Genomic DNA, 26,801 nt, shown 5'->3' on the forward strand with positions numbered 1-26,801 from the left:
TTAATTCCTATTATTTATCAAACTCAACAAGGACTTGATGAAGCTCGCTATCATTACTTGCTTGCCTAAGTCGTTTACAAAAAGCTTTGTTATTTAGTTTACCAGCGATACTAGCTAAGGTCTCTAAATGTTGTTTATTTTCACCATCTGGTACGATGAGTGCAACAAAAATGTCTACATTGCGATCGTCATAGGCATCAAAAGGAATGGCTTGTTGATTTACAAGTATGATGGCAACAATATTATTTAAACCTGGCAATCTACCATGTGGGATCGCTATCCCTTTACCTATCCCTGTACTGCCAAGCTTTTCGCGGCATAAAAGTGCCTCAAGAATCTCATGTTGATTGGCACTTGGAATTTTTTGCTGCGCCAACTCACTAATATATTGAAGTATTCTTTTCTTACTATTAAAAAGGACCGCAGCTTTGCTACAGTCCTCGGAAATGAGTGTGCTAAGTTTCATGATTTAGTGTCGAGTTAGCTTCTCTTTATGTTTAATCACTTGTCGGTCTAGCTTATCAATCAAACCATCAATTGCTGCATACATATCTTTATGTTCTGTAGAAGCGAACAATTCACCTCCGTTGACATGCAATGTGGCTTCTGCTTTTTGTATGAGTTTTTCGACATCTAAGATTACATGTACGTTGTTGATGTGATCAAAATGCCTTTCTAGCTTCGCAAACTTACTCGTTACGTAGTCTCTTAATGAATCGGTAATTTCTACATGGCGACCAGTTAAATTTAGTTGCATAAGCATTTTTCCTTCTTTTGTTACGCCTAAATCAAGCTCTTACGTTGATTAGACGGTGGAATAGCCAAAGACTCTCGGTATTTGGCAATAGTACGTCTTGCCACCTTAATACCTTGATCAGCTAATACATCTGCAATTTTGCTATCACTCAAAGGTTTAGCTGAGTTTTCAGCTGCAATTAGCTTTTTGATGAGTGCTCGGATTGCTGTGGAAGAGCATTCACCACCATTCTCGGTACTAACGTGGCTCGAGAAGAAGTATTTCAATTCGTAAATGCCACGAGGCGTGTGCATGTATTTTTGCGTTGTTACTCGAGATATTGTCGACTCGTGCATGTCAACCATTTCAGCAACATCATTGAGTACCATAGGTCTCATTGCCTCAGGGCCATGTTCAAAGAATGCCTGTTGTTGCTGCACAATGCAATTAGTAACTTTCAATAAAGTTTCATTTCTGCTTTCAAGGCTTTTAATAAACCACTTTGCTTCTTGTAAATGAGAGCGAATAAATTGACTGTCACTGCTTGATTTTACAGAGCGAGACATTGCAGCGTAATGATCGTTAACTCTTATTTTAGGCATAGAGTCAGGGTTTAGCTCTACAACCCAACGCCCCTTGACCTTTTTCACTGAGACATCAGGGATCACGTAATCGGCTTCTTCTTGCACTATACTTGCCGCGGGCTTAGGGTTTAAGCTGTGGATCAACGTCATCACTTCTTTTAGCTCACCTTCTTTGAGCTTTGTTTTCTTCATGATAGTACGATAATCACGATTCGCTAATAGATCGATATGTTCATCGATAACTAACTTGGTTTGTTCAAGCCAAGGGGTGTCTGCTGCAAATTGATTGAGTTGTACGATTAAGCATTCCTGAAGGCTTCGAGCGGCGATGCCTACTGGATCAAAGAGTTGGATGCGTTTTAATACAGCTTCAACTTCATCGAGTTCGACGGGATCTTGATCATTGTCTAGATTCAAGCTTTCTAAAATGTCTTCACACGATACGGTTAAAATGCCAGAATCATCGACCCCCTCTACAATTGACAGTGCGATCAGTCTATCCGTCGCGCTAAATGGCGTGAGCTCAAGCTGCCACATCAAATATTCTTGCAAGCTTTCTGTTGTTTGCCCTTGGTAAACACTTTCATCCTCAGGCATAGGTCCTGATGAACTAACCGGTGCCGCACTGATGTATTCATCCCAAGTAACATCCATCGCCATCTCATCGCTGAGTGTCTCTTTATTTAGAGCTGTGTCAGTGTCTTGCTCATAATCACTGAGCTGCGGCTCAGGGATCTCCTCAGAACTGGACTCCGCTTTTTCGCTTGTCTGTGATTGCTCTTGCGTTTTATCTAGACCGTTGTCAAAAGACTCTTGTTCGTTTTCTTCTACTTCCAATAAAGGATTGCTGTCCAGCGCTTCTTGAATTTCTTGCTGGAGGTCTAATGTGCTCAACTGCAGCAGGCGAATCGCCTGCTGCAGTTGTGGTGTCATTGTTAATTGCTGCCCCATGCGCAGCTGTAGCGATTGCCTCATGTATCTCTAACAATCCTTTCTGTTGTTACGCTTATTCTTAACTATAGCCTGAATTGTTCGCCTAAGTAGACATCTCGGACTGTTTGATCCGCTAAAACATGTTCAGGACTACCTGAAGCAATTAATTCACCATGGGAAACAATATAGGCTTTTTCACATACATCCAATGTTTCACGCACATTGTGATCTGTGATCAACACACCGATTCCACGGTTTTTTAAATGCTCAATAATTTTCTTTATATCTAACACTGAAATGGGATCAACGCCAGCAAAAGGCTCATCTAATAGAATAAATTTTGGATCTGCGGCTAAAGCGCGAGCAATTTCGACTCGACGACGCTCTCCACCGGAAAGCGCCATTCCTAAACTAGAGCGAATATGTTGAATATTAAATTCGTCCAATAATTCGTTTAATATCGTTTCACGCTGAGCTTTATTTAGGTCTTTACGAGTTTCCAAAATAGCCATTAAATTTTGATAAACCGTCAACTTTCTGAATATCGATGACTCTTGTGGTAAATAGCCTATCCCCATACGTGCACGGCTGTGCATTGGCAGTAGGGTGATGTCTTGCTGATCAATGTGAATGCTGCCTTTGTCACTTGGCACTAAACCGACAATCATATAAAAAGTGGTGGTTTTACCTGCGCCATTAGGCCCTAGCAAACCCACAATGCTCCCAGCTTCAACACTTAGTTCGACATTTTTAACAACTTGTCTGCCTTTGTAGCTTTTGGCGAGTGCTGTGGCTTTTAGTGTGCTCACTGTTGCTCCTTGTTACCATCTTGTTTTTTGTCAACAGGGAGTAAGACTGTTCTTACGCGCTTACCTTCGTCATTGGCTTTTTGTGCGCTGATCAGCTGTTTTTCCATATCATAGAGTATTTCTTGAGCGGAAATCTTTTGGCCTGCTTGGCTGATCTCTGCGTTACCCTTGATTGTCAGCAGGCGATTTGCGACATCATAGCGCACTTCATTGGCGCTGGCTTTTAAGAGTGAGCCATCAGTTTGTCGTTCCTGAAAGATTGCGGGAGAGCCAGTCGCAACTAACAATTGTTTATTCTCGCCTAGCTCTTCTCGCCGATGTACTTCAAGGCGATCTGCAAAGATCTTTCTCTGGCCATGAATAATTTCGACATTTTCTTCAAATACGCCGATGTTAGTCTGTAATTGTGCTTGCTGCTTGCCTGAACTGATAATGACTTGCTCTTGGTTACTATTAGCGAATACGCTATGTGGCAGTAGTCCAATAGCACAAGTAAATAGTAGGGTTGCACTTAGTTTATTGCTTATCATAAATCGTTTCGGTGTGGTTGATGAGTTCAATGACCTCAATATTGAGATCGGCGATAAGGCCTTTTCCAGTAATTGTTACACTTGGGCCTGTAATGACCACTGGCTGCTCTGAGCGCATCATCCGGTTGGTTATTTCGAGCCGGAGGTTGTCTGCGTCAATGTGCGTGATCATTGCTGTTTCATTCAAGTTGGTTGCTTTAACGTTACCTTCTAAAATTAAGGTATCGTTTTCGTATAAAGTGGCTTCGTTCGCTGCGAGTTGCCAGTTGTGCTGCCCATTATGTAAGACAAAAATAGGGGCCTCAAAATGACTAAACCCCAGCTCCTGATAGAGCTCCATTCTTTTTGCTGTAATTTGGTAGCTGAGCTGCCCATTTTCAGCAAAAGAAGTCTGTTTCAAATCAACAGCGACATAATCAGGCTTGGCAATCGTTTCTTCTTGTTGTTGAGATTGCTGCTCTGTTTGTATTAAAAAAGGATACCAAAGCCACAGCATGGTAGCGCCGAAAACTACGAGTAGTATGACTCGTAAATTAGTCATGTACTGCTCCCATTAGAGAGTAACTCGTTGCCCTGACTTAACATCAACAAGTCAGTTAGCTCCCGGACGGCGCCAAAACCTCCCGGCATCATAGTCGTGTAATGAGCTAAGTTTTTCACCAGTGGATGCGCGTCAGCAACCGCCACTGCAAAGCCAACTTGTTGCATGACTGGAATATCCGGTCCATCGTCACCAATATAGGCGATTTGCTCGTTAGTTAAATTGAGTTCGGCCTTTAACTTGTCATAAGCTTGCAGCTTGTTTTCTTGGCCTTGGAAAATATGATTAACGTTTAGGCTAGTCATTCGCTGCTTAACGATTTCTGAATGGCGACCTGTGATCACGGCTACTTCAATACCTGACTCAATGAGAGCTTTAACCCCAAAACCGTCTTTGGTATTAAATGCTTTTAGTTCTTCACCTTGATTTCCTAAGTAAATGCGACCGTCAGAAAATACGCCGTCAATATCACAAATTAGCAGTTTAACTGCTTTAGCTCTGTCATTTATTTGAGATGTGATGGGTTGATAAAGCTCACTAAACTGCATGTTATAATACTCCCGCGCGCAATAAATCTTGAGTGTTTAGTGCCCCAATAGGATGTTGGTTTTCATCGATCACAATGAGGCCATTAATTCGTTTCTTTTCCATAATATTGAGTGCTTCAGCTGCAAGCATATCTGGTGAAGCTGTAGTACAGCAAATCGTCATTACCGAATCAATAGTATCATTATGTAGATCAATTTTTTGCTCAATAACACGGCGTAAGTCACCGTCAGTAAATAGACCGCACAGTTGGCCTTGCTGATTGACGATAGCGGTCATGCCGAGCCCTTTGGCTGACATTTCAAATAGCGCGTCTTTTATTGAGCTACCTGCCAGTGTTTTGGGTACCCCGTCACCTTTGTGCATAATCTCTTCTAACGTAAGGAGAAGGCGTTTTCCAAGACTGCCGCCGGGATGTGACAGTGCAAAATCATCCGCGGTAAAGCCTCTGGACTCGAGCAGTGCTACAGCCAGTGCATCTCCCATTACCAGTGTAGCTGTGGTGCTAGCTGTGGGCGCTAACCCTAACGGACAAGCTTCTTTAGAAACCTTGATGCAAAGATGGACATCAGCTTGCTGTGCCATGGTCGATTGCTCATTGCCTGTCATGCTGATTACATGTGCACCAATTCGCTTAATAACGGGGATGATACCGATTACTTCACCAGTTTCGCCAGAGTTTGATATCAGCAAAACGACGTCATCTGATGTGATCATGCCCAAATCGCCGTGGCTCGCTTCTCCGGGGTGAACAAAGAAAGAGGGTGTACCTGTACTCGCTAATGTAGCGGCAACTTTATTACCGATGTGGCCAGATTTGCCCATACCGATAACAATGACGCGCCCTTTGCAGTTCAGCATAAGTTCGCAGGCGTTAGCAAAGCTAGTGTCTATGAATTTGTTTAACTCACTAATTGCTTGTTGTTCAATTTCCAATACTCGCTTTGCAGATTCAATAAATGACAGGTGCTTCATGCCAACTCCTAAATAATGGCGTACATATAGCCAATAAACGCAGCGAGTAACACGCCACCTTCTAGACGATTAATTTGTCGCTTGCCTCTGAGGTTTACACTCATCACAATGAGCGCGATCGTCGCACCCAGCATTACGTAGATATCTCGCTGTGCGATGTTCATATCGAGTGAAGCCGGGTTTAAAATACCAGCAATAGACAATACAGCGAGGATATTGAAAATATTCGAGCCAATGATGTTGCCCAATGCTAAGTCATCTTCATTCTTAAGCACACCTGCTACACATGCCGCGAGCTCAGGTAAGCTCGTACCAATAGCGATAATGGTCAGGCCGATAAGCAAGTCACTCATACCAAAGAACTTAGCAATATCAACAGCGGAGTCAACTAGAACGTCAGCACTGATTGGCAATACTATCATGCCAACTATCAACCAAAAAACAGCCTTGCCAGTAGGTACATTGTCAGGTACTTCATCACAAGCCTCAGATACTAAAGGGTCATCTTCTTGAGCGTGATTACTGTTCTTGGTGATATAAATGAGGCCGAGAATAAACGTTGCGAACCCGGCAAGTAAGACATAGCCCTCGGTAGCACTGAAATAATTGTCGCTAACGATGTACCATGCGCCCAGCGAGACAATAATTAAGAGCGGCATTTCGCGTCGTAATATTCCAGAACCGACAGCCAAAGGTCTGAGTAAAGCTGTAATGCCTAATACCAAAAGGATATTGGCAATATTGGATCCAATGGCATTGCCGACAGCTGTGTCGGTTTTATCAGATAAAGCAGCTTGTGCTGCAACCATCATTTCGGGTGCAGATGAACCCATAGCAACAATTGTTAGGCCAACAATTAAGGTGGGTACACCCAGGTTTTTTGCTAAAGCGGCTGCACCAAAAACAAATCTATCTGCGCTCCAAACCAGTGCAACAAAACCTAAGATAAGAATGACAAAAGATAAAACCATGAAACCTATGCCGAGCAACTAAATACAGTGCGGTAAATATTATCAAATGCGTTGTCAAATGTATAAATAATCTGATCTTGATAGAGCAATACTGTAGATAGGTAAACGGATAAATTTACGTGATACGGCGATATTCAACGTTTTGTAACCATGTCCATTACAAAATTTTACCAATTTGCATTTTCCATCTTGGTGTAAAAAAACGTATTATTCACCAATTGGTGAAATCGATATATGGAGAGCGACTTGTCGCAGTCAATCGTTGAAGTCAAGGATGTAACCTTTTCTCGCGGTGATAGGGTCATATATAAAAATATGAGCTTTTCAGTGCCTAGAGGTAAAATTACAGCCATCATGGGGCCTAGTGGTATTGGTAAAACAACCATGTTGCGCTTGATAGGTGGTCAACTTCGCCCAGATAGTGGCGATATTACGTTTATGGGCTCAAGTGTGCCTGCTATGTCTCGTTCTGAGTTATATCAAGCACGAAAACAAATGAGCATGCTATTCCAAAGTGGCGCACTTTTTACCGACATGTCCGTTTTTGACAATGTTGCTTTTCCACTACGTGAACACACTCAGCTAAGCGAAGACTTAATTCGTCTTATTGTATTAATGAAGTTGCAAGCGGTTGGCTTACGCGGTGCGCGATCACTTATGCCAGCAGAGCTCTCAGGCGGTATGGCTAGACGAGCTGCACTAGCAAGGGCAATTGCGCTAGACCCTGAACTCATTATGTATGATGAGCCTTTTGCCGGGCAGGATCCAATCTCAATGGGCGTGCTGGTCAGAATGATTAAATCTCTGAATGAAGTGTTAGGGCTTTCATCACTCATCGTGACCCATGATGTCACAGAAGTACTCAGTATTGCTGATCATGTTGTTATTATCGCAGAGCAGGGGGTTATTGGCAGTGGCTCTCCGGAACAGATGCTGGCTCATAGCTCCCCGCTTGTGCAGCAATTCTTGCAGGGATTGTCGGATGGTCCTGTCCCGTTTCATTATAAAGCTGCGCCGTATGAACAGGAATTATTGGATGGAGGCATATAAGCGTGGATTTTTTACAAAAGTTAGGACATAAAACGCTCAGCCGCTTTGCATCTATCGGTCGAGCAACACAAATGTTGCTAGGGGCACTGTTGAATGTTCCCAACCTTCGACAAGGTGCTCCTTTACTGATAAAGCAGCTTTACATGGTGGGTCACCAGTCTCTTTTGATCATCATGGTATCCGGTCTATTTATAGGAATGGTGCTAGCGCTTCAAGGCTACACGGTGTTAGTTGGTTATGGTGCTGAAGACAGTTTGGGGCCGTTGGTAGCTCTGAGCTTGTTGCGAGAACTTGGTCCTGTTGTGACAGCATTATTATTTGCCGGCCGTGCCGGTAGTGCTTTAACTGCCGAAATAGGCTTAATGAAAGCAACCGAGCAACTATCTAGTTTAGAAATGATGGCTGTAGACCCTTTGAAGCGAGTTGTAGCACCTCGTTTTTGGGCCGGTTTTATCAGTATGCCTTTACTGGCATTGATATTTTCCGCTGTGGCAATTATAGGCGCACATTTAGTCGGTGTTGATTGGTTAGGCGTCGATTCAGGAAGCTTTTGGTCAATTATGCAGTCTCAGGTTTCGCTGCAACAAGATATAATGAATGGTCTTATAAAAAGTTTTGTCTTTGCGTTAATCGTTACGTGGATCGCATTGTATAAAGGTTATGATTGTATCCCTACTTCAGAAGGGATAAGCAAGGCGACAACGGAAACCGTTGTGCATTCTTCACTGGCTGTTTTAGGCTTTGATTTTGTATTAACAGCAGTGATGTTTTCGAGTTAAGGGTTAGGAAAAAATGAATACACGGAAAATAGAAATTTTAGTTGGCTTATTTGTAGCCTTAGGTGTCGCTGCGTTTGTTATGCTTGCAATGAAAGTAGCTAATGCAGGGATCAGTGGTAATGGCGAAACATATAGACTGGAAGCCAAATTTGACAATATCGGCTCGTTAAAAACCCGCGCCCCAATTAAGGTCGGTGGTGTTGTCATTGGTCGTGTTGACAGCATTCAAATTCACCCAGAAGAATTTGTCCCAGTTGTGAGCATGAGCATTGATAAAACGTATGAATGTCAGTTCTCAGACACGACTTCGGTGTCCATTTTGACTTCGGGCATACTGGGGGAGCAGTACCTGGGTATTTCGCCTGTCATTGCTTCTGAATCTGCAAAGCAAACGTGTTTAGGGAATGAAGTTTCAGCACAGGATGAAGTAGATTTAGACGATCTCTTTGGTGTTGAAAGTCTAGCGCTTAAAGACGGCGATGCGATAACGGATACTAAGTCAGCACTCGTATTAGAAGAACTGATAGGTCAATTCTTGTTTAATCAAAGCAGCGAGTAAGCAGATATGTCGAAGAATCATTTTTTTGTTGTGAGCATTTTTATTCTCTCGTTGTTGGTATCGTTCGCCAATGCGATGCAGGTTGACTTGAAAGACCCGTATAAAATGGTTCAACAGGTTGCAGAAAATACGTTTCAACGAGTAGCGAAAGATCAAAATATTATTGCCAAAGATAAAGAACATTTAAGAGTGATCGTTGAGCAGGAGCTTTTACCTTATATTGACTATAAATATGCGGCTTACAGAGTCTTGGGTAGCTATATTCAAAAAGTGCGCACGATTAAAGATAAGGAAGAGAAAAAGCAAGCGGTACAAAACATCAAGGCATTCATTGAGGTGTTTAAATCGTATTTGGTTGCAACTTACGCGGGCGTATTTACACAGTACACAGATCAAAAAGTAGAGTTTGAAGCACCGCGTGCTATCGGCGACGCGAATGTGGCCACAGTAAAAACAAGGATCATTGAAGCTGGTAAACCTGATATCAAAATTGATTTTAAGGTACGTAAAAACAAAAAGGGCGAGTGGCGCGCATTTGATATGATGGCAGAAGGGATCAGTCTACTTGATGCGAAACAAAGTGAGTTACACGGTATATTGCGTCAACAGGGGATTGAACATGTGATCTCGCTGTTGGAAAAGAAAAGTCAGCTGCCGGTTCAGTTTAGAGGGGATGATGGAAATGCCTAATCTGCACTTTACCAAGGTTGCTGATGATACCGTCGCGGTTAAAGGTGAATTGACTCGTGACACACTGATAAATGAATCACTTCTTAATCAATTGTTAGAAAATGCGCAGTCAGAGCTGTATTTTGACCTTTGTGAGGTCTCAAGGGTTGACACCGCGGGTTTAGCTTGGTTAATTCACTCTTTAGGAAAATTGAAACAACAAGGCACGCGCCTTGAGTTAAAGAATAGACCTGAGCAATTGCAAAATTTGATGGAATTGGGGCAGGTCACAACCTTATTTGAGTGAGTCCAATGGAAACGAATCAAGTCGAAACTGTTTTACAACAATCTTTGACCTTAGAAGAAGTGAAAGTAAAAGCGAATGGCAGTCACTACGAAGTGATTGCCGTTGGTGAGTGTTTTGATGGACTAAGACGCGTTAAAAGAGAGCAAATGGTATACGCCCCACTGATGGAAGTGATCAAAGATGGGACAATACATGCAGTAAGCATAAAAGCATTCACACCTACCGAGTGGCAGCGCGAGCAGAAGTTCATTTTGCCACAATAATTAGGAGCCACAATGGATCAATTTGTAATCCAAGGTGGCACCACTTTAAACGGTGAAGTCACTATATCTGGAGCCAAGAATGCGGCTCTCCCTATCTTATTTGCTGCATTACTTGCAGATGGCAAAAGTACTTTTAGTAACGTACCTCAGTTGCGTGATATTGTTACGACAGAAGCGCTACTGCGGACACTTGGAGCCGAAGTAAATTGGCGCGGAGAGCTACTGGAAGTAGATGGACGCTGTGTTGACAAAGTACTGGCTCCTTATGAGCTCGTCAAGCAAATGCGTGCGTCTGTTTTAGCCCTAGGGCCACTTTTGGCGCGTTTTGGTAAAGCACAGGTCTCACTGCCTGGAGGGTGTGCCATTGGTGCTCGTCCGGTTGATTTACATATCTCAGGCCTTGAAAAAATGGGCGCTCAAATTAGCGTAGAGAACGGTTATATCAATGCCCAAACGCCACAGGGGAAGCGCTTGCAAGGCGCGGAAGTTTTCATGGAGACCGTGTCTGTCGGTGCAACAGAAAACCTGCTAATGGCTGCTACTTTGGCTGAGGGGACCACTGTGTTAGAAAACGCAGCGCGCGAACCTGAGATCATCAACTTAGCACTGTGCTTGATAGCCATGGGTGCCAAGATTCAAGGAGCGGGCTCAAGCCGCATTGAAATACAAGGTGTTGAAAAGCTAGATGGCTGTGAGCATAAAATCCTACCCGATCGTATTGAAACAGGGACATTTTTAGTCGCTGCGGCAATGAGTAAAGGTGAAGTGTTATGTCGCAATACCGATCACGCTAGCCTCGAGCCAGTACTTGAAAAGCTTCGTCAAGCCAATGCCGCAGTTGAGGTCAATGGCGATAGCATTTTTGTTAGTATGAAAAACCGAGATCTGAAAGCAGTAAATATCAAGACCATGCCACACCCTGGTTTCCCGACAGATATGCAAGCACAATTTACGGCACTCAATGTGGTTGCAAATGGCAGTGCGACGATTACTGAAACAATTTTTGAGAATCGCTTTATGCATGTGCCAGAGCTTCAGCGAATGGGCGCTAATATTCGTCTAGAAGGGAATACTGCAATTTGTGATGAAACCACGCATTTATCGGGTGCACAAGTGATGGCAACGGATCTGCGTGCTTCAGCAAGCTTGATTTTAACGGGCATTGTCGCGCAAGGCGAAACTGTAGTTGATCGCATTTATCATGTTGATAGAGGCTATCAAAAAATAGAAGACAAGCTCAGTCGTCTTGGGGCAAATATTCGTCGCAAGCACAACTAACATTGCGCGCCAAGTGAAGAAACTCACCATAGTTGGATAAACCAATTATGGTGTCGTTTCATAGCTCGCGTTTTCTAGATAGAAGCGCTAGTAAATAGGGGTTTCGAGTTCGACGACCTCGACCATAAATACGAGGCGCTCTCCATTACGATTCACTTCAAACTCAAGCTCGGTACCTGGCTCTGTGTTGCCAATGGTACGCAGCGTTTTTTGCGGGTTGGTAATAGCATTTCCCGCAACTTTGGTGACAATGTCTCCATCTTTCATACCCGCTTGCCATACTGGACCTAGAGGGTCAAGCTCACTGATCCGCAATCCCATGATCGGAGTGTAGACATCGGTAATAACCTGCCCCTTGTTATCCACTGCTGTGCCTTTGAAGCCCAAATAGCCCCGAATAACTCGGCCATCTTCAATGATTTTAGTCATAACATCCTTGGCAAGCCGGTAGGGTACAGCAAAGGAGATACCTTCAATATCAATGTTGTACCGCGTGGTAAATTGAGCAGATGTAATACCCACTAAGGTGCCATTTGAGTTGACCAGAGCGCCACCTGAATTACCAACGTTGACCGCGGCATCGGTTTGCAACAGGCTATTATATTGGCTGTCCGTTAAAGTCTGTTTACCTGTTGCACTGATTATCCCTTGTGTGATGGTTTGCCCAAGGTTGAGCGGGTTGCCGATGGCCAGTACTACGTCCCCAATACGCGGAATTAAATTGTCATTCATTGGGATAACTGGCAGATGATCTTCATTTACTTTGATAACCGCGAGATCGGTAATGGTGTCAAATCCGATCAGCACACCATAATATTGTCTGCCATCGGGCAGTAAGACAATGATTTGATCTGCACTATTGATGACATGGTAGTTCGTCAATATGTAGCCATCCGAGCTCATTATCACACCTGACCCCAATTCTTGAATGCGATTTTGACGTTTAAATCGAGGCACTGAACTAAAGCTTTCAGAAAATATAGTGACAACAGCGGGCGCTGCTCGGCTAACACCATTGGCAAAACTCATTTGCTGAACAGTGTATGGCACGTTTAAATTGGCTGCTTTTTCTCTTAACTCAGGTTTTAACCAGAGGATAAAAAATGCAATACCGAGCCCTATCAAAGCGGGGACGAGAATAAATCTAATAAATTGAAGCACGGTTTATTGTTATACGTATTTAATTTTGTGATAAAGCTATCATGACACAAAACAACGCAGCGGCAAGAGCCGCTGCGCAATTCTAGCTGTTTTTTGTAGCTCTTTACTGAATTAGATAGAAAACAGAGTCTCTCCCACGTTTAATGCCCAATACAATGTTGCCTTGAATATCGTCAATCAGACTTTTCATTTCTCTGACTGTGGTTACTCGCTGGCGGTTAACTTGCATTATCACATCACCTTCTTGTAGCCCGACTCGAGCAGCTGGCGAACGCTCATCAATGCTGACAACTACAATACCTTGGTTGCCATTGCGCTCATTACTTTCAAGTACCGCACCTCGTAAGCTTGGATGGATCCGGTCAGCCTGAGCTTGTCGTTCATTTTGGCCTTGTAATTTAACATCTAAGGTACGTTTTTTACCGTCGCGGTAAATGCCCACTTCAATTTCACGGCCTTCTCCAAGGGTCGCGATTTTTCCGCGCAACTCTTCAATACTTTCGACTTTGTCGCCATCAATACTGGTAATAACATCATTTGCTTTAACACCTGCTTCAGCGGCCGCTGAATCAGGGGTGACCTCTTGAATATAAACCCCTTGTTTGACATCAAACCCTTGGGCTTCAGCAAGGCCTGCATTGAGTGTGCGACCTACAATACCAAGAGAACCACGCCTAACTTGACCATACTCGATGATTTGATCGACCAGATTTTTCATCATGTTGGACGGGATGGCAAAGCCTATTCCAACATTGCCGCCTGAAGCGCCAAGGATCGCGGTGTTGATACCAATCAGTTCACCTTTTAAGTTGACTAATGCGCCGCCCGAATTCCCCTGATTGATTGCTGCATCGGTTTGAATAAAATCTTCATAACCCTCTATGTTTAGGCCACTGCGACCAAGTGCGCTGACGATACCTGATGTTACTGTGTGGCTAAGGCCAAACGGGTTACCGATGGCAACTGAAAAATCACCGACACGGAGTTTGTCTGAATCAGCGAGCTTTACTTCGGTGAGATCTTCGTTGTCAATCTGAAGTAACGCAATATCAGATTCTTTGTCAGCACCGATTAATTTAGCTTTAAATTCTCGGCCATCCTTGAGCGTTACAATAATATTGTCCGCTTCGTCAACCACATGGTTATTGGTGACAACATAGCCTTCATCGGCATCAATTATCACCCCTGAGCCTAAGCCGCTAAAAGGACGTTTTTGTGTTCGAGGTGCAGGGTTGCCGAAGAAAAAATCGAACGGGTCAACGCGGCGGCGTACTTCTTTGGCGCCTGAAACTTGGATGCTCACAACACCAGGTGTTACGCGCTCTAACATTGGCGCAAGCGTCGGCATTTGTTGACCATCGACCGCAACGGGTAGCCTAGCTTCTGCGCTTTGTGGAAGCAAAAGTAAGCTGGAAGAGAAAAGCGCTGCGGATAATAAAGTTAATTTTAATTTCATAGTCTGGAAATTCTCCTAAATAACAGCGTTAAACACATCACTTTTACTGCTTATTAAACAGCAGTTTATAATACCTTTTAAGCGGTATGATGTGAGTCAGAATTAAAGAGCGGGTAGCACCCGCTCTGTTATTCGGTGGTTATTTCTAAAGACTATGAGGTCGAAAAAAAGTTCATCAAGAAGTTTTTAATTGCTCGCTTTTTGCGCGATCATCGTTAAATAAACCGCTTTCTCCTTCGGCATAATCAACGGGTTGTTGATGGTGAGTTGACTCACTATTGCGCCTTTTTTCAGGTCTTGCGCGCAATGATGCTTGAAGTTGTTCAGTGGTCTCTTTAGAGAAAAACGGCTCATTTGAGTGGCTGCGCTTTTCCTCGAGTAAAAGCTGGTTGGTGTCTTCTACATGCTGAAGTAGTTGGCTGTAATTATCCTGCATTTTGCCAACTAACTTTTTAGTATTTGCTAAGTGGTCTGCGACATCCTGCCTATATTGTTCCAAATTTTGCTCAGCTTGCTGTGCTTGCTGTTCTAATTCTTCATGTTTGAACTGCTTTTTGGTAAAGAGTGAACCTAAGAAAAATGCACTGATCGCCACGATGATCAATAAGCCCAACCATGCAATTGTTGTCATATTTACTCCTGTGTAAGGTGAGTGTCACCTAATTACTTTTACTAAAATGCTATCTATCGATAGGTTAAATATACGCTGAGATTGGATGCGTGTTAATATATTGGGCAAATAAAACTGCTCTGTTCAATAAAAAAATATGATGACGCCGTGGGAAAAGTATCAACAAGATCTTACAAGAGATGATTTTCAGTACGACAGTGCGCAAGAGAATGCCGTAAAGCATTTACAGCGTTTATATGACGATTTGATATCTCAACCGCCTGAACCAAAAGGTTTCTTTGCTAAACTTTTTGGCAAAAAGCAAATAGAGCCAGTAAAAGGGCTCTATTTTTGGGGAGGAGTAGGTCGTGGTAAAACGTATTTGGTCGACACTTTTTATGAAGCTTTACCCAGTGACAGAAAAATGCGTGTGCACTTTCACCGCTTTATGCATCGCGTTCACGATGAATTAAAAAAGCTCAAAGAGGTTAAAAACCCACTCAACGTTGTAGCCGACATATTTAAGTCAGAGACGGACATCATTTGCTTCGATGAGTTTTTTGTCCAAGATATTACCGATGCAATGTTATTAGGTGGCTTGATGGAGGCGTTGTTTGAACGTGGGATAGTCCTTGTTGCAACGTCCAATATTGTGCCCGATGAGTTGTATCGTAATGGTTTGCAGCGGGCGCGATTTTTGCCAGCTATAGCGCTTGTTAAAGCCAATACAGAAATTGTGAATGTGGATTCTGGTATTGATTATCGATTACGGACGTTGGAATCTGCGGAAATTTTCCATAGTCCGCTTGATGCACAGGCCGATGACAATTTATTTGAGTACTTTGATAAGTTGTCACCAGAACCAGGCGTGCTTGACGCTGAAATTGAAATCGAAGGGCGCATGATTAAAACGCGCAAGGTGTCAGATTGCATTGCCATGTTTGATTTTACGCAGTTATGTGAAACGGCACGTTCACAGGTGGATTATATGGAGATTAGCCGTTTATATAACACGGTTATCTTGTCGAATGTAAAACAAATGGGCCAGTCCAACGACGATGCTGCACGGCGTTTTATTGCCTTGGTCGATGAGTTCTACGAGCGCAATGTGACTTTGATCATTTCTTCGGAAGCACCTATTGATGACATTTATACACAAGGCACATTAAACTTTGAATTCAGGCGTTGTATCAGTCGTCTACAAGAGATGCAATCCCTTGAATACCTGTCACGAGAACACTTAGCTTAATTAAATAACATTTCTAGTGGAAAAATCAGCCACATGCTGGTTTTTCCCAGTTACCCTTGCTATAATCCGCGGCCTGCCACGTTGCGTTCTATAGCCCTCGTCGGCTTAGCCACCGACTTGAGCGGCAAAAAAGTCTTAAACTCGAAGGGGTTGAAGCACCATTAGTAGAGCGGTAGTCCTTTGACTACCAGTGGTTTTAACTGAAAACTTTGGATTTTATAAATGAAAACGTTTGTTGCTAAACCAGAAACTGTAAAACGTGACTGGTACGTAGTTGACGCTGAAGGTAAAACTTTAGGTCGTATTGCTACTGAAATCGCTGCTCGCCTTCGCGGTAAGCACAAGGCTGAGTACACTCCACATGTTGACACTGGTGATTACATCATCGTTATCAACGCTGAAAAAGTTACTGTAACTGGTAACAAAGCTCAGCAGAAAATGTACTACGCTCACTCTGGTTATCCAGGTGGTCTTAAGTCTGTTAACTTCGAAAAACTTCAAGCTAAAAAGCCTGAAATGATCATCGAAAAAGCAGTTAAAGGCATGTTACCTCGCGGTCCTCTAGGTCGTGAAATGTTCCGTAAACTTAAAGTTTACGCTGGTAACGAGCACAACCATGCGGCACAACAGCCTCAGGTTCTAGACATTTAAGGAGCACTATCATGGCAAATCAATACTACGGTACAGGTCGTCGTAAAAGTTCAAGTGCTCGCGTATTCTTACGCCCAGGCACTGGCAACATCGTAATTAATCAACGTTCTATCGAAGAATACTTCGGTCGTGAAACTTCTCGCATGGTTGTTCGTCAGCCACTAGAGCTAGTTGAACTAACTGAGAAGTTTGACCTTTACATCACTGTTGCAGGTGGTGGTATGACTGGTCAAGCTGGCGCAATCCGCCACGGTATCACTCGTGCACTTATGGAGTTTGACGAGTCACTACGTCCTACTCTACGTAAAGCTGGCTTCGTTACTCGTGACGCTCGTCGCGTTGAACGTAAGAAAGTTGGTCTTAAGAAAGCACGTAAGAAGACACAGTTCTCAAAACGTTAATTTATTACGTTTCAGAATTTGCAAAAACCCAGCCTTGTGCTGGGTTTTTTGTTTCAAGCACTATTGTGGTGTTTTAACTATTGGTACAATTGCGATTAACCGCGTTTCATTCACTTGTGGGTGCGATTGTAACGAGAGGTGAACAGCCACAATTTGTTGGGTGTCTTCGATTTAAAAAGTTCCGTTTAAGCGAGCCAAAGACGAATTTTGTGGTTTTATATTTTTAAAATAACGACAAAAATTAAAGGAATTGTCATGAAATACCTTCTTAGTATTTTTATTTTAGTATCTACATTTGCAGTTCAAGCAGAGGTGACCTGTAAGGGCAAAATTATTAAATTGGTGAAGTGGACAGACAAGAATCAAGCGGCGATTTATTTAGATAATACAAACACCCGCTGGATTTTATTACCTGACGATCAAACTTCATTGTCCATGGCATTGACCGCATATGCAGCGGGAAAAGAGGTTGCACTATATTGGCGAGATCGTGATGTAACCAGTTGTTCAGCTGGCTGGGAGCACTATCGCAAATTGAATGGCTACTTTTTAATTCAATAGTGATACTCAAGCGTAAAAGCAAAGCGGTTTATTCCGCTTTGTCTGTCCTCTAAAAATTCCTGCTGTACTATTTTAAACTTTCTAAAATGCCTAAATGTTATTTTTAGGTTGACCAATTTATCACCATTTCTCTGCTACACTTGCAGGGCAAGTAAATTATTCGCGATATAGTCTGATTAATTTTTCATTCATTTGAAAAGAGGTTGATCTTGGTCAGGGAATCGTTGCGAAAGACGTCATATCATAACCTGTCGTTTCTAGTCTTGGCTGTTTATTGAAGCGCTTAGCACTTTATATGGTCATCATTAGAATAGTAATAACCTTGTTAAATAAATGGTTTTTACTAATGATCGCGTCTATTTTGAAATATCTTAAAATTAACCTGCTGTAACTGATGTTCTCAATATAGCAAGTGTTGAGGATCATAGTGGAGATAAGTGGATGAGCAATGCGCCTGTTGACAACAGCCGACGCCGTTTTTTAACTATCGCTACCTCTGTCGTAGGTGGTGTTGGTGCGGTTGGAGCTGCTGTTCCTTTTATTGCGTCTTGGAATCCAAGTGAGCGTGCTAAATCTGCAGGGGCTCCTGTAGAAGTGGACATAAGCAAACTTGAGCCTGGACAACTAATTCGTGTTGAGTGGCGAGGGAAACCTGTGTGGGTTATCTATCGTACACCAAAAATGCTAGAACAAATGAAACAACACGAAGATCAACTTCGTGACCCCAACTCCAACGAGGCACAACAGTTGGACTCGGCCAAAAACAGCTACCGCTCAAAACGAGAGGAGATTTTTGTTGCAGTTGGGATCTGTACCCACTTGGGTTGTTCTCCAACGTTTATGAATGGTGGATTCGGCGAGAAAGTGGAAGGTACGGCAGATGGCTTTTTCTGTCCATGCCATGGTTCTAAATTCGACATGGCTGGACGTGTTTTCCAAAATGTTCCAGCGCCGTTGAATTTGGAAGTACCACCATACACCTTCCTTGATGACACCACAATTCTTGTGGGCGAAGAAGAAGAGGTGGCATAATGGCAACTAAATATGAAGAACAAAGCCCGGCTGTAGATGCGCCGAGCAAGCAATCTAGCGATGGTGTTGTCAGCTCTGTGGTAGGCTGGATCAACGATCGCATTCCTATGACGCGTGTGTGGAATATGCACATTGCGCAGTACCCAGCTCCGAAAAACTTCAATTTTTGGTATTTATTTGGTTCATTAGCGATTTTGGTTTTGGTTAACCAAATTGTTACGGGGATTTGGTTGACAATGAACTTTGTACCTTCAGCCGAAGGTGCATTTGCTTCCGTTGAATATATCATGCGGGACGTAGAATACGGTTGGCTATTGAGGTATCTCCACTCCACAGGTGCTTCTGCATTTTTTGTAGTCGTATACTTGCATATGTTCCGTGGCATGATTTATGGATCTTATCAAAAGCCAAGAGAGTTGTTATGGCTTTTTGGTATGTTGATATTTCTTGCCTTGATGGCTGAAGCCTTTATGGGTTATCTATTGCCTTGGGGTCAGATGTCATTTTGGGGTGCACAGGTTATCATTTCGCTGTTCGGTGCGATCCCGTTTGTCGGTGAAGATCTTACTCTTTGGATCCGCGGTGATTACGTGATTTCTGGTGCAACGCTAAATCGCTTTTTTGCACTGCATGTTATTGCGTTGCCACTGGTGCTGGTAATATTGGTTTTCCTTCATATTGTTGCGCTGCATGAGGTGGGCTCTAACAACCCTGATGGTGTAGAGATCAAGCGCAAAAAAGGGTCTGTTGCTGAAGAAGACAAACCTAAGTTTGAATTTCATGAATATTACACTAGTAAAAAAGACATTGTTGATGCTATTCCATTCCACCCTTATTACACCGTAAAGGACGTCTTGGGTGTTGCTGGTTTCCTTATTTTGTTCTGTTGGGTGGTGTTCTTCATGCCTGAAATGAATGGTTTCTTCTTAGAAGCGCCAAACTTCGAAGCGGCAAATCCACTTAAAACACCAGAACATATCTTCCCTGTTTGGTATTTTACGCCTTTCTATGCGATTTTACGTGCTATTCCTGATAAACTATTTGGCGTAGTGGCGATGGGCGCCTCCATTGTTATGCTGGCATTATTGCCATGGCTAGATAGAGGTAAGGTGCGCTCCATTCGTTATCGCAGCATTTGGCACAAGTTAAATATCGCACAGTTTGTAGTGACCTTCTTAATTTTGGGTTGGGCAGGTGCTACACCACAGACGGTATTTTCGACAATCTTGTCGCAAATTTGTACTGTGACGTATTTCATGTTCTTTGTACTGTTATATTTCTATTCAAAGAATGAAGCGACGAAGCCACTACCGACGAGGTTGACGAAATGATGAAAAAGCTATTAATCGGTTTATTCGCATTGTTGCCAACCTTTGCAATGGCAGCAGGTCCATCTGTTCCGCTTATGGACGCTAATATTGATTTGAGGGACAATGCATCTTTGCAGCGTGGCGCTAAACTATTTATGAATTACTGTTTAGGTTGTCACCAGATGCAATATCAACGTTATGAGCGCACCTTTCGTGACATTGGTATCCCTGTTGAAATAGGTAAAGAGACATTAATCTTTGATGACTCTAAAGTAGGTTCGCACATCCTTAACTCAATGTCTCAGGATGATGCAGCCAAATGGTTTGGTGCGGCACCGCCAGATTTAACGTTGATATCTCGAGTTAAATCACCAAATTATATCTATACCTACTTGAAGTCATTTTATAAAGATGAGTCTCGTCCTTTTGGTGTGAATAATGTTGTATTTCCACTAGTGGGAATGCCTCACGTTCTACAAGAACTTCAGGGCTTACCAACGGCGATAACAGAAGATGTCGTTGAAAATGGTGAGACTGTAACCAAAATTGTGGGTGTCGAAACTGACGGCTCCGGTGAGATGAGTGATGACGAATACGATCAAGCAGCAAGGGATCTCACTAACTTTTTAGCGTATGTGGGTGAGCCTTCTCGATTAGAATCAGAAGCAATAGGTATCAAAGTGCTTGGATTCTTGGTAATCTTCTTCATCTTAGCTTTCTTATTGAAGAAAGAGTACTGGAGAGACGTTCATTAATTTGAACACTCAATGGTGATTATAGGTAATAGGGGCGCATGCCCCTATTGCTGTTTAAAGTGATTTGATTACTTTGTGATTAATTTATGGAGGTAGGCATGGCCGTAGCTGCCAATAAGCGCCCAGTTATGACTCTTTTTTCTGGTGCAAACTGTATGTATAGCCATCAGGTTCGTATCGTTTTAGCAGAAAAAGGTGTAAGTGTTGATATTCATCTGGCTGAAAAGGATAACTTGCCAGAAGCGCTACACGAAATTAACCCATATGGTACAGTTCCGACGCTGATCGATCGTGAACTTGGCTTGTATCAAGCAAATATCATTATGGAATATTTGGATGAGCGTTTCCCGCATCCACCGTTGATGCCAGTTTATCCAGTTATGCGTGGCCGCAGCCGCTTGATGATGCACCGTATCGAAAATGATTGGTACAGCCTTGCTGATAAAATTCTATCAGGAAACGATGCTGACAACGCGCGCAAAGAGTTAACTGAAGCTCTACTTGCTGTGGCACCTATCTTTGGCGAAGCACCTTACTTTATGAGTGAAGAGTTTAGCTTGGTAGACTGCTTTATGGCACCACTACTATGGCGTTTGCCTCAATTGGGTATTGAGCTTAATGGCAGTGGCGCAAGTGAATTGAAAGATTATATGCTTCGTTTGTTCGAACGTGAGTCTTTCCAGGCGTCTTTGACTGATATTGAGCGCGAGATCCGCAGCTAATGACATCAAACCGACCTTATTTACTAAGGGCGTTCTATGAGTGGATAGTGGACAACCAGTGCACACCACATATAGTAGTCAATGCCAACTATCCTCATGTTCAAGTACCAGTCCAATTTGTACAGGATGGACAAATTGTGCTTAACGTGAGCCCTAGCGCGGCAAACAACTTCACGATGGATAACGACGCACTGAGCTTCAGTGCGCGTTTTTCTGGACAGCCAATGCAGGTATATGTACCTGTTGATGCGGTCTTAGCTATCTACGCGAGAGAAAACGGTGAAGGCACTATTTTCTCTGAGGCAAGTATTGAAGAGGATTACGAAGAACAAGCGTATGACTCTGATGATGACGTAGATCAAGAAGTTGAAACACAGTCTGAGGACACTGAAGAGAAACCTTCGGGCACAGACAAGCCTAAAAAAGGCGCGCATTTACGCGTTATCAAATAGAAAAAAAAACCTGCAGTTGCAGGTTTTTTTATATGTGGGCACTTATAAATATTCGAATGCCTTAACAACCTTTTCAACTCCGTGAATATTCCGTGCAATTTCAACAGCCTTTTCGGCTTCAGCTGGAGCAACCATTCCCATCAAAAAGACTTCAGCATTTTCGGTGACAACTTTGATATTACTACCATTGACATTGTCATCAGCAAGCAATTGTGTTTTTACTTTTGATGTCAGCCAAGTATCGTGTCCTTTTGTTGCAAGGCCGATATTGCTACCAATTCGGATCTGATTAAATAATTTTTTTACACCAATAACAGACTGTACTGCTTTGTTTGCTTCAGTACGCATTTCTACATTGGCAACTTGCCCCGTTAGTAACACAGTACCATTCACGCTCACTACATTAATGTTGGCATGTTTTGCCAGTCTTTGGATTTGTTTGAGCGCGATTGTGGCTTTAATTTCAATGCTATTGTCGTCTATTTGGGAGCCAATTGTACGTCTGTCATTGGCTGCCGAAACTGCGCTTGCCGTTCCTGCAACAACAGCGGCAGCACACCCTTGAAGCAAAGACAAAATCGAGATTAACAAGATGGTTCTTAACATCATAATTAGGCATCCTGTGGGAATAAAATGTTGTCGATGAGCTGACTGAGACAATGTATAGTAAACATATGAGATTCTAAAATTCGACTAGGTCGTTTGCTGGGCACTCTAATTTCTACATCATTAGGCCCCAATAACCCTGTTAGTTCACCACCATCATTGCCCGTTAATGCAATTACCTTTAGGTCTTTGGTTAAAGCTGACTCTACTGCGCTAATAACTTCTTTTTCATTACCATTGAGTGCAATAGCGAAAAGTAAATCACCTTCTTGCGCAACAGCCCTGATCTGGCGAGCATACAGCTCTGTGAGAGTATTAGTGTGCTGGCTACTCAAATTGATGTTGGATTGACTCAATGTCAATGCTGGTAAGCAAGGGCGCTCAGTTTCATAAAAGTTAATTAATAAGCTGGCAAAATGCTCCGCAAGCATATGGCTGCTAGGCTCGCCACAGCAAATCAATTTATTGCCATTTATTAAAGTCTGAGAAATGACGTAGGCAGCCGTTTCTAGTTGTTCTGGAAGTGCCTCTCCCGCTGCTATTTGCGCTTGAATGCTTTCGGTAAAGATGGCTTTGATAGATTCTTGCATATTAAAAAACGTTCTTTATCCATTGTATCGCATGTGGGGTGTTCCCCTGTATTGCAACAAAGTCTACGCGCAGCGCTATATTATGCAAGGTAAAATCTTGCATATATTGATATATACTGCGCCTTAGACGCTGTTGTTTTTGTTGTGAAAGTGTATTTATCGCACCGCCATATTTGAGACTTTTGCGATATTTAACTTCCACAAATACCCAAGTTTGGGCATCTTTCATGATTAAATCAATTTCTCCATGTCTACACAAGTAATTACGTGAAACTGGTGTTAGGCCGTGTTTTTTTAAGTAACGTTCTGCAATAGTTTCAAAGTAAAGGCCTTTCTCTCGTGTATTAGTAAAAATTCCTTTTAGCATCTTTTCTGTCCCTAATTAATTGCTCCTAGCAGCCAAGCGTACCCCAGAACTATACTTTACTCTTTTTGCATGAAAAGAGGGGTCGGCAGGCGTTCATCTAAACTCACGAGGCGAATACTATTTTTATGATATTGCCCCCAACTTAATTTTCTGTGTATTTGATTGGCTTCTTTAATGCTCAAAGAGCCAGTTAAACCATCGAATTCTTTGCCCGGTATTTTACTTAACTGCTTAAGTTCCGGAATGAGATTGAGTGCATCATGCGCCATTGCAAATAGTCGCTGCTCAATATCTGCTTGTTCTGGCCACAGGCGGGCGTAGGTATCACGCAAATTTCGTTCATTGATAGCATCGGGGAGCATCCAAGGGAGCTCGGTAAAGTATAATCCCTCTAAATCACCTTTGTCTGTTTTGTCAATTTGTTTGCTGTAACTCCGTGAGCTGGCGTAGAGCGGGATCCGCTCTGCAAAGGTACTAACGTTGACATCAAGGTAAGGCTTGATCAAGCGGGTCTCAATTGCGTCACCTAAAATATAAATCGCGTCTATATCTCGTCTAGAGCGTGTTTCACTTTCGACTTCGCTACGGAATAAGCTTTTAACTTCTTTAATCCTAGCTTGCGAGCGATCTACTTCAAGTAGCTGAGTGATCACCTCGACCATGTCTTCGCTGTTGTTGTAAAACCCAGCCTCTGGTTCTGTTTCACTGAAGTTTTGCCACTGCGAATTAAAGTGAGCAATGAGACGTTGACCAGATGGTGTATTCGGTGCGAGCAGCATAGGTTTTTGAAAACCTTTTGCTAAAAAGTGCACCATTGCTTGTTCTACTTCGTGCTCTGGGTTTAGGGCAAAATAATAGTGTTCAGTATGGATGCGCTCGGCATCTTCTGGGTCTATTTCATTCAAAAAAATAGCAGCAGATTGAGCGACAAAACTGCTAGATTTAACTTTGACGATATTGGATTTTAAAAGAGGTCCTATGATGAAGTCTGCTTGAACTTTTTGTAGCTCTCTTTCGATCAATTCAGCGCTGTCCATTTCATCAATAAAGTAAATTTCATTTACTTGGCTTTTATCCATCGCAGCTAGGAAACCATTTTTTAATGCAGCGCCTAAGCGCTCGCTACTACCTGATTGCGGTAATAAAATTGCTAGCTTAGTGGCTTGGTAGGGCGCTAAATTGATGGTCGACTTGACTTCACTGGGAATAATGAAACTGCCAGGATGATTTTTATAGCGCCTTTGCCAATTATTCATGGCTTGATGCAGTTGCACTGTGGAGCCTAAATAGACTTGATGATATTTTGCGAGCTTGACCCACCCTTGTTGAATAACCGAGCCGCGGTCGAAGCGCTCGAGCGCATAGGAGGATAACTGTTGCAACGCGGACCAAATATCATTGTCTAGTCCTGCGATGGTGAGTTTGTTTTGCTGCGCGATATCTGCGCTCTTAAAGTAGTGAACGAGCGCCTTTTTGGGAAGTTTTTGAGAGGCAAAAATACTGCCTGTCAGATATTGATGCCATCCTCGATGTTCTGCAAGTTTTAGTTGTGCATCGACTGATTGCAATATGGTGTGGGCACTCTCAAATTTTCCTTGTTCTTTTTGGGCAAAGGCAATGTATAGCTTGTTTTGCACATGATCGACACTTGCTTTAGTCTCTAGCTCAAAACATACCTGCTCAAGCACCAACCAATTTCGTTCGATGATAGCTGCTTCTCGCGCATTATAAAGTAACTGTATTCTGCTCGCGCCTTGCTTGGAAAGGGCAAGGGTATACAATGCATTTGCATCCAGATTTTCCTGCGGCTGTGCTTTTTGGACCTGAGATTGTGGGTTACTTACAGGTTGTTGGTTTTTGGGGGTTGTACCACACGCTGATAACCCGGACAATATAGCCACTATTAGACTTAATTTTTTCAGTTGCACGCGTATACCTTCACTCATCACCTTGTATGTGAATATCTTACTGACTGATCTTGGAGAGCTCAATGACAAAAGCCGAAACCTTAGACAAAATAGGCACCCTTTACATCGTCGCAACACCTATTGGCAATTTAGACGATATTAGTGAACGAGCGCTGAAAACCTTAGCTGACGTAGATCTGATCGCAGCAGAAGATACACGTCACACAGGCAAGCTATTGAGCCACTTTAATATTAAAGCAAAAACCTTTGCTTTGCATGATCATAATGAAAAACAAAAAGCGCAACAAATCGTAGATTGGTTGAACGAAGGAAAAGACATTGCTTTGGTGTCAGATGCTGGTACACCTTTGATCAGTGATCCAGGTTATGCGGTGGTCAATTTGTGCAGAGATGTCGGCGCAAAGGTTACACCCGTGCCCGGCGCGTGTGCCGCGATTGCCGCTGTGAGCTGTTCCGGCTTGCCGACTGACAAATTTCAATTTGTCGGTTTTACACCTGCAAAAAGTCAGGCAAGACAACAATTCTTTAACGATGCGTTTGATTCGGGTATCACTAGTATTATGTATGAAAGCACTCACCGCATCATGGCCAGTTTAGGTGACTTGGCCACCGCGCTGGGAGATCAACAGCAGGTGGTTTTTGCAAAGGAATTGACTAAAACTTACGAGACGTTTTTTAGTGGTCCAGTGTGTGAATTGATTGAGTTTTTGACTGCTGAGCCGGAGCGCCAGCGAGGAGAGCTGGTGTTAATTTTGCCTGGAAAAGGGAAGGAAACGGCTGCAATCACACCTGAAGCTCAGAAACTAATCACACTTTTAGAGACTGAAATGCCGCTAAAGAAGGCGTGTGGAGTTGCAGCAGAGTACTTCGGATTAAAGAAAAATGCACTGTATAAAGCCATCATTGCTCAAAGAGAAGAATCCTAGAAAAATCGCTGTGATTTAGCCTAGAAAAGGGTATAATACGCGCCGAGTTGGCCGGATAATCGCTGCTTGTGACGAAAATGATCAAGGGGAGGAAAGTCCGGGCTCCACAGGGCAGGGTGCCAGCTAACGGCTGGGGGGTGAAAGCCCACGACAAGTGCAGCAGAGAGAAGACCGCCAACTTCGGTTGGTAAGGGTGAAAGGGTGCGGTAAGAGCGCACCGGACCACTGGTAACAGTTGGTTGCAAGGTAAACTCCACCCGGAGCAAGACCAAATAGGGTTCCTTATGGTGTGGCCCACATCGGAACCGGGTAGGTTGCTTGAGCCTAAGAGCGATTTTAGGCCTAGACGAATGATTATCACCTCGCAAGAGGGACAGAACCCGGCTTATAGGCCAACTCACACTTTCAACTGATCGCCCATTTGTTTGATGGGCGATCAGAACTCACCTGACTAACTTATTATGCTTTATCTAGTGATCAAACTTCACTTTCAC

The 26,801-nt window shown here is 43.1% G+C and carries 33 protein-coding genes and 1 other RNA gene; 18 read left to right on the forward strand and 16 right to left on the reverse strand.

Annotated elements, in window-relative coordinates; all coding sequences use genetic code 11:
* Nucleotides 1-10: 10 nt before the first annotated feature.
* From ptsN to QNM18_RS20980, 9 genes are read right to left on the reverse strand one after another with little or no spacing between them, the layout of a single operon-like run.
* Complete coding sequence (gene ptsN / locus QNM18_RS20940; protein WP_211011876.1) at nt 11-466, reverse strand: PTS IIA-like nitrogen regulatory protein PtsN; 456 nt, start codon at nt 464-466, stop codon at nt 11-13.
* Nucleotides 467-469: 3 nt separating this feature from the next.
* Nucleotides 470-757 carry a ribosome hibernation promoting factor gene (gene hpf, locus QNM18_RS20945; RefSeq protein WP_023397244.1) on the reverse strand — a complete coding sequence of 96 codons (288 nt, stop codon included), beginning with the start codon at nt 755-757 and terminating at the stop codon, nt 470-472.
* Nucleotides 758-783: 26 nt separating this feature from the next.
* The gene (locus QNM18_RS20950; protein ID WP_284138346.1) at nt 784-2,295 is read right to left on the reverse strand and encodes an RNA polymerase factor sigma-54; all 1,512 of its coding nucleotides are present in this window, start codon (nt 2,293-2,295) and stop codon (nt 784-786) included.
* A gap of 41 nt (nt 2,296-2,336) precedes the next feature.
* Nucleotides 2,337-3,062, reverse strand: coding sequence for an LPS export ABC transporter ATP-binding protein (gene lptB, locus QNM18_RS20955; protein WP_023397242.1), 726 nt, complete (start codon nt 3,060-3,062; stop codon nt 2,337-2,339).
* Nucleotides 3,059-3,589 carry a lipopolysaccharide transport periplasmic protein LptA gene (lptA, locus tag QNM18_RS20960; RefSeq protein ID WP_284138406.1) on the reverse strand — a complete coding sequence of 177 codons (531 nt, stop codon included), beginning with the start codon at nt 3,587-3,589 and terminating at the stop codon, nt 3,059-3,061. Before lptA ends, lptB begins: the two co-directional genes overlap by 4 nt.
* On the reverse strand, nt 3,579-4,133 hold the full coding sequence (gene lptC / locus QNM18_RS20965; protein WP_211011879.1) for an LPS export ABC transporter periplasmic protein LptC: 555 nt from the start codon (nt 4,131-4,133) through the stop codon (nt 3,579-3,581). The genes lptA and lptC overlap by 11 nt, the downstream gene beginning before the upstream one ends.
* Nucleotides 4,130-4,681 (reverse strand): 3-deoxy-manno-octulosonate-8-phosphatase KdsC, encoded by a 552-nt coding sequence (kdsC, locus tag QNM18_RS20970; protein ID WP_284138347.1) that lies wholly within the window; start codon nt 4,679-4,681, stop codon nt 4,130-4,132. Before kdsC ends, lptC begins: the two co-directional genes overlap by 4 nt.
* A gap of 1 nt (nt 4,682) precedes the next feature.
* Nucleotides 4,683-5,654, reverse strand: a complete 972-nt coding sequence (locus QNM18_RS20975) for a KpsF/GutQ family sugar-phosphate isomerase (RefSeq protein ID WP_284138348.1) — start codon at nt 5,652-5,654, stop codon at nt 4,683-4,685.
* An 8-nt stretch (nt 5,655-5,662) separates the two neighbouring features.
* The gene (locus QNM18_RS20980) at nt 5,663-6,625 is read right to left on the reverse strand and encodes a calcium/sodium antiporter (protein ID WP_211011882.1); all 963 of its coding nucleotides are present in this window, start codon (nt 6,623-6,625) and stop codon (nt 5,663-5,665) included.
* A gap of 234 nt (nt 6,626-6,859) precedes the next feature.
* On the opposite strand from QNM18_RS20980, the gene QNM18_RS20985 reads away from it, so the two are divergent.
* Genes QNM18_RS20985 through murA form a run of 7 tightly spaced genes read left to right on the forward strand, consistent with a single transcriptional unit; the run spans nt 6,860 to nt 11,530 of the window.
* Complete coding sequence (locus QNM18_RS20985) at nt 6,860-7,675, forward strand: ATP-binding cassette domain-containing protein (RefSeq protein ID WP_284138349.1); 816 nt, start codon at nt 6,860-6,862, stop codon at nt 7,673-7,675.
* 2 nt (nt 7,676-7,677) lie between these two features.
* Nucleotides 7,678-8,454: a lipid asymmetry maintenance ABC transporter permease subunit MlaE gene (gene mlaE / locus QNM18_RS20990; RefSeq protein WP_211011884.1), complete on the forward strand. Its 777-nt coding sequence runs from the start codon at nt 7,678-7,680 to the stop codon at nt 8,452-8,454.
* Between the two features lie 13 nt (nt 8,455-8,467).
* Entirely contained in the window at nt 8,468-9,013 is a 546-nt protein-coding gene (gene mlaD, locus QNM18_RS20995) for an outer membrane lipid asymmetry maintenance protein MlaD (protein WP_284138350.1), read from the forward strand.
* A 6-nt stretch (nt 9,014-9,019) separates the two neighbouring features.
* A complete protein-coding gene (locus tag QNM18_RS21000) occupies nt 9,020-9,703 on the forward strand; it encodes an MlaC/ttg2D family ABC transporter substrate-binding protein (RefSeq protein ID WP_284138351.1) in 684 nt (227 codons plus the stop codon).
* Entirely contained in the window at nt 9,696-9,989 is a 294-nt protein-coding gene (locus tag QNM18_RS21005; RefSeq protein WP_036974894.1) for an STAS domain-containing protein, read from the forward strand. The genes QNM18_RS21000 and QNM18_RS21005 overlap by 8 nt, the downstream gene beginning before the upstream one ends.
* Before the next feature lie 5 nt (nt 9,990-9,994).
* Nucleotides 9,995-10,252 (forward strand): BolA family protein, encoded by a 258-nt coding sequence (locus QNM18_RS21010; RefSeq protein WP_039608173.1) that lies wholly within the window; start codon nt 9,995-9,997, stop codon nt 10,250-10,252.
* Nucleotides 10,253-10,264: 12 nt separating this feature from the next.
* Entirely contained in the window at nt 10,265-11,530 is a 1,266-nt protein-coding gene (gene murA / locus QNM18_RS21015; protein WP_284138352.1) for a UDP-N-acetylglucosamine 1-carboxyvinyltransferase, read from the forward strand.
* An 87-nt stretch (nt 11,531-11,617) separates the two neighbouring features.
* On the opposite strand, the gene QNM18_RS21020 is transcribed toward murA, so the two are convergent.
* The 3 genes from QNM18_RS21020 to QNM18_RS21030 all read right to left on the reverse strand — a co-directional run bounded on the left by QNM18_RS21020 (nt 11,618) and on the right by QNM18_RS21030 (nt 14,778).
* Nucleotides 11,618-12,559: a trypsin-like peptidase domain-containing protein gene (locus tag QNM18_RS21020; protein ID WP_247687453.1), complete on the reverse strand. Its 942-nt coding sequence runs from the start codon at nt 12,557-12,559 to the stop codon at nt 11,618-11,620.
* 235 nt (nt 12,560-12,794) lie between these two features.
* Entirely contained in the window at nt 12,795-14,147 is a 1,353-nt protein-coding gene (locus QNM18_RS21025; protein ID WP_284138353.1) for a DegQ family serine endoprotease, read from the reverse strand.
* Nucleotides 14,148-14,322: 175 nt separating this feature from the next.
* Entirely contained in the window at nt 14,323-14,778 is a 456-nt protein-coding gene (locus QNM18_RS21030) for a ZapG family protein (protein WP_211011890.1), read from the reverse strand.
* Between the two features lie 139 nt (nt 14,779-14,917).
* Here QNM18_RS21030 and zapE point away from each other — a divergent pair, with 139 nt between their 5' ends.
* The 9 genes from zapE (at nt 14,918) to QNM18_RS21075 (ending at nt 21,890) form a co-directional block, all read left to right on the forward strand.
* Nucleotides 14,918-16,006 (forward strand): cell division protein ZapE, encoded by a 1,089-nt coding sequence (gene zapE / locus QNM18_RS21035; RefSeq protein WP_211012107.1) that lies wholly within the window; start codon nt 14,918-14,920, stop codon nt 16,004-16,006.
* A gap of 222 nt (nt 16,007-16,228) precedes the next feature.
* Nucleotides 16,229-16,657, forward strand: coding sequence for a 50S ribosomal protein L13 (rplM, locus tag QNM18_RS21040; RefSeq protein WP_023397225.1), 429 nt, complete (start codon nt 16,229-16,231; stop codon nt 16,655-16,657).
* 8 nt (nt 16,658-16,665) lie between these two features.
* Nucleotides 16,666-17,058 (forward strand): 30S ribosomal protein S9, encoded by a 393-nt coding sequence (gene rpsI / locus QNM18_RS21045; RefSeq protein WP_145925054.1) that lies wholly within the window; start codon nt 16,666-16,668, stop codon nt 17,056-17,058.
* Nucleotides 17,059-17,313: 255 nt separating this feature from the next.
* Nucleotides 17,314-17,619, forward strand: coding sequence for a hypothetical protein (locus tag QNM18_RS21050; protein WP_211011891.1), 306 nt, complete (start codon nt 17,314-17,316; stop codon nt 17,617-17,619).
* A gap of 441 nt (nt 17,620-18,060) precedes the next feature.
* Entirely contained in the window at nt 18,061-18,651 is a 591-nt protein-coding gene (gene petA, locus QNM18_RS21055; RefSeq protein ID WP_023397222.1) for a ubiquinol-cytochrome c reductase iron-sulfur subunit, read from the forward strand.
* Nucleotides 18,652-18,758: 107 nt separating this feature from the next.
* Nucleotides 18,759-19,982, forward strand: coding sequence for a cytochrome b (locus QNM18_RS21060; RefSeq protein ID WP_211012108.1), 1,224 nt, complete (start codon nt 18,759-18,761; stop codon nt 19,980-19,982).
* Nucleotides 19,979-20,716 (forward strand): cytochrome c1, encoded by a 738-nt coding sequence (locus QNM18_RS21065; protein WP_023397220.1) that lies wholly within the window; start codon nt 19,979-19,981, stop codon nt 20,714-20,716. Before QNM18_RS21060 ends, QNM18_RS21065 begins: the two co-directional genes overlap by 4 nt.
* A 98-nt stretch (nt 20,717-20,814) precedes the next feature.
* The gene (sspA, locus tag QNM18_RS21070; RefSeq protein ID WP_023397219.1) at nt 20,815-21,438 is read left to right on the forward strand and encodes a stringent starvation protein SspA; all 624 of its coding nucleotides are present in this window, start codon (nt 20,815-20,817) and stop codon (nt 21,436-21,438) included.
* Nucleotides 21,438-21,890, forward strand: coding sequence for a ClpXP protease specificity-enhancing factor (locus QNM18_RS21075; RefSeq protein WP_284138354.1), 453 nt, complete (start codon nt 21,438-21,440; stop codon nt 21,888-21,890). Before sspA ends, QNM18_RS21075 begins: the two co-directional genes overlap by 1 nt.
* Before the next feature lie 42 nt (nt 21,891-21,932).
* Here the strand turns inward: QNM18_RS21075 and dolP are convergent, their stop codons facing one another.
* The 4 genes from dolP to QNM18_RS21095 are packed head-to-tail and all read right to left on the reverse strand — an operon-like array spanning nt 21,933 to nt 25,381.
* The gene (dolP, locus tag QNM18_RS21080; RefSeq protein WP_284138355.1) at nt 21,933-22,499 is read right to left on the reverse strand and encodes a division/outer membrane stress-associated lipid-binding lipoprotein; all 567 of its coding nucleotides are present in this window, start codon (nt 22,497-22,499) and stop codon (nt 21,933-21,935) included.
* 2 nt (nt 22,500-22,501) lie between these two features.
* Nucleotides 22,502-23,086, reverse strand: coding sequence for an SIS domain-containing protein (locus tag QNM18_RS21085; protein ID WP_211011894.1), 585 nt, complete (start codon nt 23,084-23,086; stop codon nt 22,502-22,504).
* 1 nt (nt 23,087) lies between these two features.
* Entirely contained in the window at nt 23,088-23,453 is a 366-nt protein-coding gene (locus QNM18_RS21090; RefSeq protein ID WP_211011895.1) for a YraN family protein, read from the reverse strand.
* 56 nt (nt 23,454-23,509) lie between these two features.
* Complete coding sequence (locus QNM18_RS21095) at nt 23,510-25,381, reverse strand: penicillin-binding protein activator (RefSeq protein ID WP_284138356.1); 1,872 nt, start codon at nt 25,379-25,381, stop codon at nt 23,510-23,512.
* 62 nt (nt 25,382-25,443) lie between these two features.
* On the opposite strand from QNM18_RS21095, the gene rsmI reads away from it, so the two are divergent.
* Complete coding sequence (gene rsmI / locus QNM18_RS21100) at nt 25,444-26,307, forward strand: 16S rRNA (cytidine(1402)-2'-O)-methyltransferase (RefSeq protein ID WP_211011897.1); 864 nt, start codon at nt 25,444-25,446, stop codon at nt 26,305-26,307.
* Between the two features lie 43 nt (nt 26,308-26,350).
* An RNA gene (rnpB, locus tag QNM18_RS21105) (RNase P RNA component class A) lies at nt 26,351-26,711 on the forward strand.
* The last annotated feature ends 90 nt before the right edge of the window (nt 26,712-26,801 follow it).

This window comes from Pseudoalteromonas obscura, from assembly GCF_030135505.1.
Taxonomy (GTDB): Bacteria; Pseudomonadota; Gammaproteobacteria; order Enterobacterales; family Alteromonadaceae; genus Pseudoalteromonas; species Pseudoalteromonas obscura.